Below are 13,258 nucleotides of genomic sequence, written 5' to 3' on the forward strand. Positions count from 1 at the left end.
CGGCCCATCACCACCGACGAGATCACCATGATGACGCCGATCGACAGGTCGATGCCGGCGGTCAGGATCACCAGCGTCTGTCCAACGCCGAGAATGCCGGTGACCATCACCTGGGTCAGGATCGTCGAGAAATTGCTCGCGGCGGTGAAGCGCGAGGGATTGACCGCGACGCCGAGCAGCAGGCCGAGCACCAGCACGACGAAGGGAACGGTGGTCGGGTAGACATGGAGGAAGCGCTGCAGACGCTGAAGCGTCGTGAGCCGGTCTTCCTCGAACGTCGCGACCGAGGCGGCTGCTCCGGCCAACGCCTGCTCGAACTCCTGGGGCGCATGCCCCCCTGCGGATGAGGCTTCGCTCATGGCCACCCCGTCGCTCCCTCGCCGTCGATGCGATATTGTAAAATCGGCGCCCGCGACAGGCGGGCGCCGACTGATCGACTCTTGACGGAATTACGCTCCTGACTTCGGGCTAAATCAACCCCAGCAGAGCTTCAAGCCCTCGTCGGTGGTGATCGAGGGAACGCCGGGCACCGGGTGGTCGGTGACAAGCTTCTCGCCGGTGTCGATGCTGGTGGGCTTTTTGCCGGTCTTGATGAAATCGGCCACGGCCTGGACGCCGTCGGCGGCCATCAGCAGCGGATATTGCTGCGAGGTGGCGCCGATGATGCCTTCCTTGACCCACTTGACGCCCTGGCAGCCGCCGTCGATCGCGACCAGCGTCACGCCCTTCTCCCTGCCTGCCGCCTTGAGGGCCGCGTAGCCGCCGTAAGCCGCCGGCTCGTTGATCGCATAGACGAGGTCGATCTGGTCGGCCTTCTGCAAGATGTTCTCCATCCCCTTGCGACCGGTATCGGTCGAACCCTGGGTCAGCTCGGAGCCGACGATCTGCGGGCTGTCGCTCGGCGCGAAGTGCTTGGGATCCTTCACTGTGATGCCGAAGCCGGTGAGGAAGCCGTTGTGGCGCAGATAGGCGACGGACGGCTGATTGGGCGTCAGGTCGAGCGTGGCGATCTTGGCGCTTCCCGCTTTGTCGCCGAGCGTGCCCTTTGCCCACTCGCCGATCAACTCGCCGGCCTTGAAGTTGTCGGTGGCGAACAGCGCGTCGGCGGCGTCGACCGGATCGAGCGGCGTGTCGAGCGTGATGACGATGATGCCAGCGTCGCGCGCCTTCTTCACCGAAGGCACGATCGCCGTCGAATCGCTCGGCACCAGCAGGATGCCCTTGGCGCCGGCGGCAATCAGCTGCTCGATCGCCTTGACCTCGCCGTCGTTGTCGCCGTCAGCCTTGCCGGCGTAGGCCTGCGGGGTGAGGCCAAGCTCCTTGGCTTTGGCCTCGAAGCCCTCCTTCATCTTGACGAAGAACGGATTGGTGTTGGTCTTGGTGATGAGGCCGACGATGTCGCCCGCGTAAGTAGGCGTGGCGACGGCTATCGCGGCGGCTGCAACGGCGGCGCTCGTCAAAAGTGCGAGTGTTCTCGACATACAATTCCTCCCTGAACAGCGGGCTCGGCGGCGTTTCCCGCGTCTCACGCCCGTAGCGCTACGGCGACGAAGCGGTCTCTTTTTGCCAACCCGCTTCGCGCCGTCGACGCTATTAGGAGCGCGCCCTACCCCCAAGTCAAGGATAATTACTCCGGTCTGATTTAATATTGACGCGGCGCTTCGACGCTTGCATGCTTGGCGCAGAGATCGCGGACGCGGCATGCTAGAGATGCGGCGACGGCCGGCGCGGCGAGGGTCACCCGCCGGCGGGGAACACCGCGACAGGAGTCTCGATGCCGGCGCCGGACGACGAGCGCGCGCCTTATGTATCGCCGTCGCCCGCCAACGCCGGCGGCGCCGACCAGGCGGGCGTGCGCCTGTACAACGAGCGGCTGATCCTCTCGCTCGCGCGCCGCTTCGGGCAATTGTCGAAGATCGAGGTCGCGCGCATCACCGGCTTGTCGGTCCAGTCGAGTTCGACGATCATGAACCGCTTGCAGGCCGACGGGCTGCTCAAGCGCGAGGCGCCCTTGCGCGGCCGGGTCGGCCAACCGACCGTCCCCGTCTCGCTCGATCCCGAAGGCGCGTTTTCGATCGGGCTGAAGATCGGCCGTCGCAGCTTCGATCTGGTGTTGATCGATTTCTGCGGCGCGGTGCGCCGTCGCGCCCACCGCACCTATCCTTATCCGACGCCGGATCTGGTGATGAATTTCATCAACGACGAGCTCGCGCCGCTGGTCGCCTCGTTGACGCCGAAGCAGCGCCGCCGCATCGCCGGCCTCGGCGTCGCCGCGCCGTTCCAACTGTGGAACTGGGCGGCCGAGATCGGCGCGCCCGCCGAAAAGATGGACGCCTGGCGATCGTTCTCGATCGAAGAGGAGCTGGCGCGCGTCACGCCTTTCAGCGTGACGCTCTGCAACGACGCGACTTCGGCCTGCGCCGCCGAATTCTTCTTCGGCGAAGCGTGGCGGCGCCGCGACTTCCTTTACTTCTTCCTCGGCGCTTTCGTCGGCGGCGGACTGGTCCTCGACGGCGCGCTCTATCCCGGCCGCACCGGCAACGCCGCCGCCGTCGGCTCGATGCCGATCGCCGCGCTGGAGGGCAGCGGTTCGCCGACCTCGCAATTGATCTCCCGCGCCTCGATCTACCAGCTCCAGCGGCGGATCGAGGCGGCGGGACGCGACCCCTCGTCGCTCTGGCGCACGCCGGAGATCTGGGACGATTTCGGCCCGCTGCTCGACGACTGGATCGACGAGGCCGCCTACGCGCTCGCCTACGCCTCGCTCGCCGCGATGTCGATCATCGACGTCGAAGCGATCGTCATCGACGGCGCGATGCCTCCCGACGTGCGCGAGCGTCTGCGCCTGCGGGTCGCGGCCCAACTCGACACGCTCGATCGACGCGGTCTGTCGGAAGCGACGATTCTCGCCGGGGCGATCGGCGCCGATGCGCGGGCGATCGGGGGAGCGGCGCTGCCGCTGATCAAGGCCTTTGCGCGCGACCGCGAACTGGTGTTCAAGGACACGCTGGGCGACTCGAACCGAGCGGCGGCGCCGCCGCCGCTGCGCCGTCTTGTTTCTGTCGCTTCGTCTGGTCCATGAACCTGCCTCGTCCGCCCCTGCGAAAGGCGCGGGGCGGGTCGTATGTGTCGCCGCGTCGGTGCGCCGCCGGCTCGTGGAACGAGGAATTCGAATGAGCGCGTTCACTCGCCGCGATTTTCCCGACGGGGCCGTGCTCGCTCCGGCTTTCGCTCAGTGGACCGCCGAACGGCTCGCCGCAGGCGTCGCGGCGCGCGGCGCGGCGCTGCTGATCGTCTCGGGCGGCCGCACGCCGTTGCGCTACTTTCGCGCGCTGTCCGATCAGCCGATCGACTGGTCGCGCGTGGCGGTGACGCTCGCCGACGAACGGCGCGTCGCCGACGACTCGCCGCGCTCCAACGCCAAACTGGTGCGGGAAGCGCTGTTGCAGGGACGCGCCGCCGCCGCGCCATTCGTTCCGCTCGCCGATGTGCGGCTCGACGAAGACCAGGAGCTCGCCGCCGCCAACGCGCGCATCGTCAACCTGTCCATGCCCGCGGACGTCGTCGCGCTCGGCATGGGCGACGACGGCCACACCGCTTCGTGGTTCCCCGGCGCCGACGGGCTCGCCGAGGCGATGGACCCGGCGGCGCGCCTGCTTGTCGCGCCGATCCGCGCCGCGGGCGCGCCGGAGCCGCGCCTGACGCTCACCGGTCGCGTCCTGCTGCGCGCGCGCGCGATCGCGCTGCATATCGAAGGCGCGGACAAGCTCGCCACGCTCGACAAGGCGCTCGGCGCCGGACCGGTCGAAGCGATGCCGATCCGCGCCGTGCTGCGCTGCGCCGCCGACAGGCTGACGATCTTCGCCGCCGCAGCGTGACGCGCCGCGCTCACGCTCGATCGTCACGCCGAACGCATTTGCCGCGCCGATGTCAACCCAGCGCTTGAGCCGCAAATGGGCGAACGTCGCGGTCACGGCGCAGCGCGCGAAAGCCCTGGAAGGGGCGCTTCCGGGGCTTTGAGGTTTTGACGGAAGCGCCGCTCACGCCGTTGATGCGAGCTTGTCGAGCGCAGCCCGGCCGTCCAATACGCCGATCTCGACTTCGAACGTCCGACGTTCGCCGACGGCAAGCGGAGAGATCCGACCCTGCCGTATCAATTCGGCCCGTCGGTCGAGGCGGTGAGTCGCCGGCTCCAGCCCGACGACGTACTCCTGCTCGCCGAGCATCTTCCATTGCACGAACTGCGGAAGATTCGCGACGCGATACCGGACATAGCCGCCGACGCCGAGCCGCTCGTTGAAAATCGCGGCGAATGCGCGGCCGTCCTTCGCTCTCAAGTCGTGATAAAAGCACTGCTCGACATAACTCGCCTGCGGCTCGCCCAGCCGGTCGTGATCGGCGACAGCCTGCGCTGGCGTGGGATCGCGCGCCTCGACGCCTCCGCCCGACGTAAAGATGCGGCTGTCGGCGCTGACGATCGGGTAGCCGAAGTTGCAGTGATAGAGCAGCATCATCGGCTCGGGCCGCGAGCCGGCGTTCTCGACGACGTCGCGCACAACCAGCGCATTCGCGCCGAGTTGGGTGGTGATTTCCCGATGCAGCACGAGGCACTCGCCGAACGTCCTGGCTTGGCGGACCGTGCCCGCCACTCGGATCATGTAGTCGTCGCCCTGCCAGTCCTGGGAAACGCAGACGTCCTCGGCGGGGATGTTGGAGACCCGGCCATGCAGGCCGAGGCTCTCGTCGCCATCTTGAACGGGCGGACCGATGTTGCTGAGGCCGGCCGTGGTCAGGAGACCGGCGAAGAAGTTACGAAGGAACCCCTCGGCGCCCTTTTCGACGAAATGCGCCGACCCGACGACGCCGCTCTTGGATATGTAGCCAATCGGCGCGCCTTTGTATGAAGCCCACGCAATGTCGAGCCCGCGCCCTGGGAGCACGGTGAACGCGAAGCCAGTTCCCGTCTTGACGTCGACCGCATTGACTCCCTTGGCCAGCCCCGAACTCAGCTCGCTGGCGCGGGCGCCGGCGATCTGGGACATTTGGCCGACCCTGCGGGTCAGATCCGCTTTGCTGACGAGGCGTCCAAAAAGCTCCACCAAGATCTTCCTCCCTGCACGTCGATGCGCCTCGCATCGAACGGATTCGCGGTCGCCCCGTTTGCGACCGCCAACGCCATCGGCGACGATGGCGTTCGTCAACTCTAGGGGTCTTCGTATCGTTCGTTCTTGCTTTGGCGCATAGCCCGATCAAGCGTCCGATATCGGATTTCGGTGGACCTCGTCAAAACGCGACGTCACGTCGCGCCTTCCGCCGACTGTTTGCCGATCTTCGCCGCCGCTCAGTCGTAGTGCCTCAGCGCGTTCCAGTTGTCGGCGAGCGGCGCCCGCGGATGGCGCAGGACCCAGATCGTCAGGCCGTTCTCGTAGGGCATCGCATACGCGCTGTCGGTGCGGCCGACGGCGCGAACGTCGTCGTAGAAGCGGTCGAAACGCGCAGCGTCGCGGCCGAGCGTGATGACCACATCGCCAGACGCGCCGCGCGGCCCCCAGAGAAAGTAGGAATTGTGGCCGCTGATCGCCGGCGGGCCGCCGAGCGCCGGTCCATAGACGTCGAGCGCAGCGGCCTCGCCGTAATTGGGGGCGAAGAAGACCGCCTGCGCGCGCTCGTCGGGCGGCAGGTCGCGATAGACGGCGGAGACCGCCGCCGCCATCTCGCGCCAGCCGAACATGTCGGCGAAATACTGCGGCAGCGCGGAGAGCTTCATGTTCTCGGTCTGGGTCGCCTTGGGCGAGAAGCCGCCCGCCCGCATATAGGCGACCAGCGCATCCGGCGGCAGGATCGGCAGAACGGTCGGCGCGGCGAACAGGCCGGGAACGACGACGACGGCAATCGCGACCCCGCGCGCGATCGGGCGCTTGAGCCACGCACCCCACGCGACGGCGCCGGCGGCGATCAGCGCCGGATAGATTGGCGTGACGTAGTAGGCCTTGCCATTGGCGACAACGACGATCGCCAAGACGACGACGTAGGCGATCGCCAGGGTGCGCAGCTCCGGACGCAGCGGCCGCACGCCGAGCCGCCACAGGCCGGCGAGCCACACCGGCGCCGAAGCGGGACCGACGAAGAGAGCCTGCTGCAGCAGGAAGCCGAGCGGCGACCGCCCAACGGCCTTGCCGCCGACGTCGGCGCCGGCGACGCCGAGGAACGGCCAGCCGTGCAGCGCCTGCCACAGGACATTGGGCAGCGCGATCGCCAGCGCCAGCGCGGCGCCGGCATAGAGCCACGGCCGCGCCAGGCTGCGCCGCAGCGGGGTCGCGACGGCGCCGACCGCGAACGCGGCCATGTAGAGAGCGATCAGATACTTGCTCTCGAAGCTGACGCCGACGACGGCGCCGAAGGCGAGCCACCAGCGCTCGTCGCCGCCATCGACGAGGCGCACCAGAATCCAGGCGCAGGCGAGCCAGGTGAGCGGCTGCAGGCAATCGGTCGACAGCAGCACGCCGTCGGCCAGCAGCGCCGGCGCGAACAGAACGCAGAGCCCGGCGAGCGCCTGAGCGAAGCGGCCGCCGCCGAGGCGGCGAGCCAGATCGGCGGTCAGCGCGACCGTCGCCGCCGACGCCAGCGCCGGGACGAGCCTGAGCGGCGTCAGCGCGGTCCCGAACAGTTTGAAGGAAGCGGCGGCGATCAGCGGGATCAGCGGCGGCTGATCGACATAACCGAAGGCGGGATGCAAGCCGCAGACGATGAAATAGAGCTCGTCGCGAAAGACGTCGTAATGCGCGTTGGCGACGAGATGGACGAGGAAGCACGCCGCGCCGAGCCACAGCGCCGGCGCGCCGGCGATTCCCCGCAATCTCGTGGGCCGAACAGCGTCGTTGGTCGCTGTTGCGCTCAAGCGTCAGCCCCTTCCAGCGTGATTGCGCGCGCCCACGACGGGCCAAGCGAGGCCGGCGACGGCTGTAGCATATCGACGCGTCATATAAGTGGCGGCGGGGCGGCTGCGCGCGCCGCCGCCCCGCGCGGCGCTTCGTCGCGGCTCGGACAGCCGAGAGCGTCGGCGCCGCGGCGAATTTGGACTGAACGGAAACACGCGGCAAATTATGTATGTACGCCACATTTATTTTCAGATTGTGTAGCTCCTATTCACATTCAATTTCCTCTCCCCTCCTGCGCCTATTGCGCAACTCATTTGAATAGGGAGGGACACCGCGTTGTCTTCCATGCTGACCATGCCCGAAATCGAGGCGCGCAATCCGGAAATCGATGTGCGCAACCTCTGCGTCCTGGTGACCGCAGGCGCCAGCGGGATCGGTCGGGCCATTGCGGAAAGCTTTGTCGCCGCCGGAGCAAAGGTCCACGTGACCGATGTGGTCGAATCGACTCTCGCGGCGACGATTAACGCTGTGCCGGGGCTGACGGGAACGGTCGGCGACGCCTCACGCGCAGACGACGTGCATCGCGTTTTCGTCGATGTCTCGGCCCGGTTTGGCGGGCTTGATCTTCTGGTCAACAACGCCGGCATCGCGGGGCCAACCGGTCGCGTGGATGAATTGACCGCCGCCGACGTCGACAAGACGATCGACGTCAATCTCAAGTCGCAATTCTATTTTCTCGAGCGCTTCGTGCCGCTTCTGACGGACTCCAAGCGCAATCCCTCGATCATCGGCATGAGTTCGGTCGCCGGGCGCTTAGGCTACGGATTTCGCACGCCCTATTCAGCGACCAAATGGGCGATCGTCGGCCTCATCAAGTCGTTGGCGATCGAGCTTGGGCCTCTGGGCGTTCGCGCCAACGCGATCCTCCCCGGCGGGGTGCAGGGCCCGCGGATGGACCGCGTCATCGCCGCGCGCGCGGAGGCCATGGGCGTCACCTTCGAAGAAATGCGCAACGAGTATCTCCGCAAGATCTCCTTGCGGAGAATGGTCGAGGCCAAGGATGTCGCCAACTTGGCTTTGTTTCTCGCCTCCGATCTGGCGCGCAACATCAGCGGCCAAGTCATCAGCGTCGATGGAAACACCGAGACCGCCTGACCAAGCCGCCATGGAGCAAAGACTGTGAAACTGAGAAGACGCAAGGTCATCATCTCGTGCGCCATTACCGGCTCGGTGCACACGCCATCGATGTCGGGATATCTGGCGGCCAATCCGGAACAGATCGCTCAACAGGCGATCGAGGCAGCGCGCGCGGGAGCCGCGATCCTGCACCTCCATGCCCGCAATTCGGCCGACGGAAGCCCGACGCCCGACCCTGCCGTGTTCGAACAGTTTGTGCCCAAGATCGCGGCGCAGACCGATGCGATCATCAACATCACGACCGGCGGGAGCTCCCGCATGACGCTGGACGACCGTCTCGCGTACCCTCTGGTCGCCAAGCCCGAACTGTGTTCGCTCAACATGGGATCGATGAATTTCGCCTTCCACAAGGCAGGAAGCGGGATCGCCGACTGGAAGCATCCCTGGGAACAGGGCCATATCAAAGGTTCGGAAAACGTCATCTTCCGCAATACGTTCGCCGACATCCGCGACATCATTGCACGGCTCGGCGAGGCGTACGGCACGCGATTCGAGTTCGAGTGCTACGACGTCGGGCACATTTGCAACCTCGCCTACTTCGTCAACGAGGGGCTGCTGAAGCCGCCGCTGTTCCTGCAGTGCTGCCTGGGCATCATGGGCGGGCTCAATACCGATCCGGAGAACCTGTTCCTGATGCGCAGCACGGCCGACCGGCTGCTTGGGCGCGACAACTACGAGTTCTCCGTGCTCGGAGCGGGACGGCACCAGATGTCCTTGGTCACGATGGGCGCAATCATGGGCGGCCATGTGCGCGTGGGCCTCGAGGACAGTCTGTATCTCGGGCGAGGCCAGCTGGCGCCGTCGTGCGCGGCGCAGGTGCTCAAGATTCGTCGCATCCTCGAGGAATTGTCGTTGGAGATCGCGACGCCTTCAGAGGCGCGCGAAATCCTGGAGACGAAGGGCGCGGACAAAGTGGGGTTCCGTGGCTAACGTTCCCGCAACAGTCCGAAGGGGGCAGCGAAGGGGCAGCCTGCTCGAATATATCGTCATGGGCGTCACCGTGGCGATCGTGCTGCTGCTCTCGGTCTTCGTCCAAGGGTTCGCCACCTTCGGAAATTTGCGAGTCATCGCATCAAATTCGGCCGCCTTGCTGATCCTGAGCTGCGGGATGGGAATGGTCATCATTTCCCGCGGCCTCGATCTGTCGATGGTCGCGATCATGGTGGCGGGCGCCGCCACTTTTGCGACGTTCTCCAATGCCGGTTATTCCGAGCCGGCCATCGTTGGGCTGACGTTGCTGGTGACGGCGGCGCTCGGCCTCGCCAACGGATGGCTGATCGCCTACGTCGAAATACCAGCAATGCTGGCGACTCTCGCGTCGGCGATGGCCATAGCCGGATTTTTCCGCTTTGCCGTGCTTCGGGGCGAGTTCTTGCTGTTGCTGCCGCCGGACAACCCCGCGGTCGTATTCTTTTCGCGAGACGTTGTGCCCGGGCTGACCGCGCCGGTGGCGGCCATGATCATCACCTTTGTGGTGACGTGGCTTTTGCTGCGCTTCACGACCCTCGGGCGCATCACATACGCGATGGGGGACAATTTTCAGGCGGCCCGGCTGATCGGCCTTCGCGTGCGACCGGCGACGCTGTTGATCTACATGTACGCCGCGCTGACGGCGCTGGTGGCGGGGCTGGTGATCGCGGCGTCCAGCGGAACCGTCGATTTCCGCACCGTCGCAAATGGCAGTCTTCTCTATGAAGTCATTCTCGTCGTCGTGCTGGGAGGAATACCGCTGCGCGGCGGACGCGGAGGCATGAGAAACATCCTTGTCGGGTGCGCCCTGATCGCCGTGATGCGCAATGGGATGACGCTCTTCGACCTCTCGACCCAGATGCAGGACCTTCTCAAGGGCGTCGTTCTGATCATTGCGGTCGCGACCGACAACTACTTCAACCCCAGAGATACGGAGACCGATACGGTCGGCGATCTCTGAGAAGAAACACTCAAAAAACGTGCTCGCAACCAGGGAGGAAAACATGTTGTCGAGAGTGAAGAGCAGTCTAGTAAACATCGCTGCAGGCATCGCGGTCTGTGCGGCTTTCGCCCTCAGCACGGGCGGCGCGCAGGCCGACAGCAACATCGCCGGCAAGAAGGTCATCTTCGTGCCGATCGCGGCGGGCCTTACTTTGACCGAAGCCTGGTCGCGCCGCGTGAAGGAGCATGCGGACTACTATGGCTACAGCTTCGACATCCGCGACCCCGCCTTCAAAATGGATGCGATGTCGGAGTTGCTGGCCAAGGCCATCAGCGACAAGCCGGACGTGCTCATTGTGCACAATCCGACCGTTCAGCTTCTGGCGCGTCAGATCAAGGAAGCTGAATCCAAGGGCATCAGGGTGGTTCAGATCAACCTTCAATCGAACCAACCCTCGACCGCCTACACGGGCGCGAATTGGGAACGCATCGGGCGCGAAATCGCCGAGGATATCGTCAAGGAATGCGGCGCCGGCAGCGGAAAGTCGGGGGAAGTCTCGATCATCCCCGGCCAATTGACGGCGGCCGACAGCGTGATGCTGAACCAAGCCGCGTTCAAGGTCTTTGCGGCCCATCCGGAAATCAAGGTGGTTTCCAACCAGGCGTCGGATTGGGAACCCGAGAAGGCGCGTCAGATCACCACGACGGTCCTCCAACAGCACCCGAACCTCTGCGCGATCTTCGGGCATTGGGATGTGCACACGATGGGCGCCGGCAAGGCGGTCAAGGACGCCGGGCTCCAAGGCAAGGTCATCGTTTATGCGACCGGCGGCGGCGACGACAAGACCTGCCAGGCGGTCGAGGACGGGATTCTCAATCGGGTCTGGAGCTACGACGCTGACGGTCAGGGTCGCGACCTCGCCGATCTCGTCGACGTTCTTCTCCAGGGCGGGGCCGCCACGGATCATACGATGCTGACCATCGACTCTCCGCTGAAGATCATCAAACTCGGCCCGGGCTATGACAAGAACCTCTGCTTCAAGCTGTAGCCGGCAAGCGAGGCCTTGCTGAGTCAATCGACATTGCGCCGCGGGGTCCTTTCGGGGACCCCGCGTTCGCCAAGCTGATGGATATCCAACTTGTCAGTTCCGATCGACTTTGCCCGTTTGCCCCGCCAGCGCGTGCCGCGCTTTGTGGTTTCGCCGCGCCGGATTTTGTCTGACGTCCTGTCGAAAGGCTGGATCGAGGGCGCGATTCCGTTCGTCGCTTTCATCGCCCTGATTTTAGGCGTCGTCATTTTCTCGAAAGGGTACGTCAGCGCCGCCAACATGCGCAACCTCGCTCAGTTCGCCGCCGACGGCGCGCTGGTGACCCTTGCGCTCCTGATCGTTGTGGCTGTCGGCGGCATCGATTTGTCGGTCGGCTCCAACTTCGCGATGTCGGCGTTCGTCGCGCTCTACGGATTCCATATTTTGGGTCTGCCGGTTTTGGTCCTTCTCGGCCTCAGCCTCGGGTGCGGCGCCCTGATCGGCGCCGTCAACGGGGCGCTTGCGGGATTGCTAGGCTGCGGAGCGCTACTGACGACGCTCGGCATGATGATCACGGTGCGCGGACTGTTCACCTTGGCGTCTCAGGCTCAATTGGTCCAGATTTCAATCAGCGCGCGCAGCGACGATCTATGGGATTGGATCGGCGCCGAGAAGCCGTTGGGAATACCGGTCGGCTTTTGGGTCCTCGCCGTCGTTGCCGTGCTGATCTTTTTCATGTTCCGGCAGTCTCGGTTCGGCTGGCACATTCTTGCGGTCGGCGGCAACAGGAAGGCTGCGCGACACGGAGGGATCAGCGTCAAACTGACCGTATTCTTCGCCTACGTGATCGCAGGGATGATCGTTGGCCTTTCCGCATTTCTCTTCGCCGCGCGGCAAGACAGCATCGGCGCGGACACCGGCATCGGCATGGAGTTCTTCACGTTGACCGCATTGGTGGTCGGCCTTGGCGGATTCGTGCCCGGACGCGGATCGGTCGTTTCCGTTCTGATGGGGTTCGCCACAGTCTACATTCTGGGCGACGTGCTGATCAACTCCGGCTTTCGCGGTGATTCCACCCAGTTTGTGCTTGGCTTGATCATCATCGTGATCCTCGGGATCGATGTGAAATTCCGCAAGAACCGGCACCGCCTGTTGGCGTCGACGTATCTCGATCCGATCGTCTTCGACACGGACGCCGTGCAAGGCATGGACAGTCTGATGCCGGGCGAAATTGCGCCCAAGCTGTCGGGCGCCGAGCTGATCGCCGTAGGGAAGATCGACGGACCTGAGGACGTGGCTCTCGACGCCGACGACAATCTGTACTGCGGCACCCGTGATGGACACATCATACGGATCGCGGCGCCGGATTACAAAGAGGTCAGCGTTCTCGCCAATACAGGAGGGCGGCCGCTCGGGCTCACGTTTGATTCGGAGCAGCGTATCGTGACCTGCATCTCCGGCATGGGCCTGGTGCGCGTGACCTTGGACGGCAAAGTCGAATTGTTGGCGGATCAGACCGAGCGCAGCCTCGTCAGCGTCCAGGACGACACGACGATTCGGATGGCCGACGATCTTGATATCGGCCCTGACGGCACGATCTATTTCACCGACGCGACCAGGCGCTTCGATATCGAAAACTGGGGTCTCGATTTGCTGGAGGGGCGTCCCAACGGTCGGCTGCTCAGCTTCGACCCGAAGTCGCGTAAGACTCGGACGATCTGCGACTACCTGGTTTTTCCCAACGGCGTGTGCCTCGCGCACGACCGCCGGCATTTGCTGGTGGCGAGCACCTGGGCCTGTTCGATCCTGATCTTCGATCTGCAGAACCTGTCGGACGGGCCGCGGATCTTCATTCGCGGCCTGCCGGGTTACCCCGACAACATCAACCGGTCCTCCGACGGCGGTTACTGGATCTCGCTCGCCGGAATGCGAAACCCGGTGATCGATGAGGCGATGAGGATACCGGGAACGCGCCGGCGGATGACCAGGCGCGTCCCGCCGACAAACTGGCTGTTCGGCAATCTCAATATCGGGGGCGTGCTCAAGGCCGACGGAGCAGGACGGATCGTCGATGCGCTTTGGGATAAGCCGGACGGACCGCTCTATATGATCACCTCGACGTGCGAGCACAAAGGCATGCTCTATCTCGGCGGCACCACCAACAACAAGATCGGGCGCCTGGCCCTCGCTGGGGCTGACCGCGAATGGACCAGCCCCAACAGCTATTGGAAGAAGGTGTGAGCC

10 protein-coding genes and 1 pseudogene are annotated in these 13,258 nt (G+C 65.0%); 7 read left to right on the forward strand and 4 right to left on the reverse strand.

Features of this window, described 5'->3' with window-relative positions:
* Together ABSF49_RS04250 and ABSF49_RS04255 are read right to left on the reverse strand one after the other, a co-directional pair.
* Window positions 1-359, reverse strand: a pseudogene (locus ABSF49_RS04250) (ABC transporter permease); the annotation flags it as partial.
* A gap of 114 nt (window positions 360-473) precedes the next feature.
* A complete protein-coding gene (locus tag ABSF49_RS04255; protein WP_424111389.1) occupies window positions 474-1,481 on the reverse strand; it encodes a substrate-binding domain-containing protein in 1,008 nt (335 codons plus the stop codon).
* 293 nt (window positions 1,482-1,774) lie between these two features.
* On the opposite strand from ABSF49_RS04255, the gene ABSF49_RS04260 reads away from it, so the two are divergent.
* Together ABSF49_RS04260 and pgl are read left to right on the forward strand one after the other, a co-directional pair.
* On the forward strand, window positions 1,775-3,082 hold the full coding sequence (locus ABSF49_RS04260) for an ROK family transcriptional regulator (RefSeq protein ID WP_424111390.1): 1,308 nt from the start codon (window positions 1,775-1,777) through the stop codon (window positions 3,080-3,082).
* A gap of 91 nt (window positions 3,083-3,173) precedes the next feature.
* The gene (gene pgl / locus ABSF49_RS04265; protein WP_424111391.1) at window positions 3,174-3,878 is read left to right on the forward strand and encodes a 6-phosphogluconolactonase; all 705 of its coding nucleotides are present in this window, start codon (window positions 3,174-3,176) and stop codon (window positions 3,876-3,878) included.
* A gap of 162 nt (window positions 3,879-4,040) precedes the next feature.
* On the opposite strand, the gene ABSF49_RS04270 is transcribed toward pgl, so the two are convergent.
* Both ABSF49_RS04270 and ABSF49_RS04275 read right to left on the reverse strand, forming a co-directional pair.
* Window positions 4,041-5,099: an aldose 1-epimerase family protein gene (locus ABSF49_RS04270; protein ID WP_424111415.1), complete on the reverse strand. Its 1,059-nt coding sequence runs from the start codon at window positions 5,097-5,099 to the stop codon at window positions 4,041-4,043.
* 242 nt (window positions 5,100-5,341) lie between these two features.
* The gene (locus ABSF49_RS04275; RefSeq protein ID WP_424111392.1) at window positions 5,342-6,898 is read right to left on the reverse strand and encodes a glycosyltransferase family 39 protein; all 1,557 of its coding nucleotides are present in this window, start codon (window positions 6,896-6,898) and stop codon (window positions 5,342-5,344) included.
* A 325-nt stretch (window positions 6,899-7,223) separates the two neighbouring features.
* Between ABSF49_RS04275 and ABSF49_RS04280 the strand changes: the two genes are divergently transcribed.
* The 5 genes from ABSF49_RS04280 (at window position 7,224) to ABSF49_RS04300 (ending at window position 13,255) form a co-directional block, all read left to right on the forward strand.
* The gene (locus tag ABSF49_RS04280; RefSeq protein WP_424111393.1) at window positions 7,224-8,033 is read left to right on the forward strand and encodes an SDR family oxidoreductase; all 810 of its coding nucleotides are present in this window, start codon (window positions 7,224-7,226) and stop codon (window positions 8,031-8,033) included.
* A gap of 30 nt (window positions 8,034-8,063) precedes the next feature.
* On the forward strand, window positions 8,064-9,005 hold the full coding sequence (gene kce, locus ABSF49_RS04285) for a 3,5-dioxohexanoate:acetyl-CoA acetone transferase (protein WP_424111416.1): 942 nt from the start codon (window positions 8,064-8,066) through the stop codon (window positions 9,003-9,005).
* A 58-nt stretch (window positions 9,006-9,063) separates the two neighbouring features.
* Window positions 9,064-10,005, forward strand: coding sequence for an ABC transporter permease (locus ABSF49_RS04290; protein WP_424111394.1), 942 nt, complete (start codon window positions 9,064-9,066; stop codon window positions 10,003-10,005).
* Between the two features lie 43 nt (window positions 10,006-10,048).
* Window positions 10,049-11,035 carry a sugar ABC transporter substrate-binding protein gene (locus ABSF49_RS04295; protein WP_424111395.1) on the forward strand — a complete coding sequence of 329 codons (987 nt, stop codon included), beginning with the start codon at window positions 10,049-10,051 and terminating at the stop codon, window positions 11,033-11,035.
* A gap of 90 nt (window positions 11,036-11,125) precedes the next feature.
* Window positions 11,126-13,255 (forward strand): ABC transporter permease, encoded by a 2,130-nt coding sequence (locus ABSF49_RS04300; protein ID WP_424111396.1) that lies wholly within the window; start codon window positions 11,126-11,128, stop codon window positions 13,253-13,255.
* Window positions 13,256-13,258: the final 3 nt, after the last annotated feature.

The organism is Roseiarcus sp. (assembly GCF_049514155.1).
Classification (GTDB): domain Bacteria; phylum Pseudomonadota; class Alphaproteobacteria; order Rhizobiales; family Beijerinckiaceae; genus Roseiarcus.

What these genes read in the sequence shown, in the direction of transcription:
- ABSF49_RS04255 (WP_424111389.1), bottom strand. Translation starts at nt 1,481, where the DNA reads ATGTCGAGAACACTCGCACTTTTGACGAGCGCCGCCGTTGCAGCCGCC.
- ABSF49_RS04260 (WP_424111390.1), top strand. Translation starts at nt 1,775, where the DNA reads ATGCCGGCGCCGGACGACGAGCGCGCGCCTTATGTATCGCCGTCGCCC.
- pgl (WP_424111391.1), top strand. Translation starts at nt 3,174, where the DNA reads ATGAGCGCGTTCACTCGCCGCGATTTTCCCGACGGGGCCGTGCTCGCT.
- ABSF49_RS04280 (WP_424111393.1), top strand. Translation starts at nt 7,224, where the DNA reads ATGCTGACCATGCCCGAAATCGAGGCGCGCAATCCGGAAATCGATGTG.
- ABSF49_RS04290 (WP_424111394.1), top strand. Translation starts at nt 9,064, where the DNA reads ATGGGCGTCACCGTGGCGATCGTGCTGCTGCTCTCGGTCTTCGTCCAA.
- ABSF49_RS04295 (WP_424111395.1), top strand. Translation starts at nt 10,049, where the DNA reads ATGTTGTCGAGAGTGAAGAGCAGTCTAGTAAACATCGCTGCAGGCATC.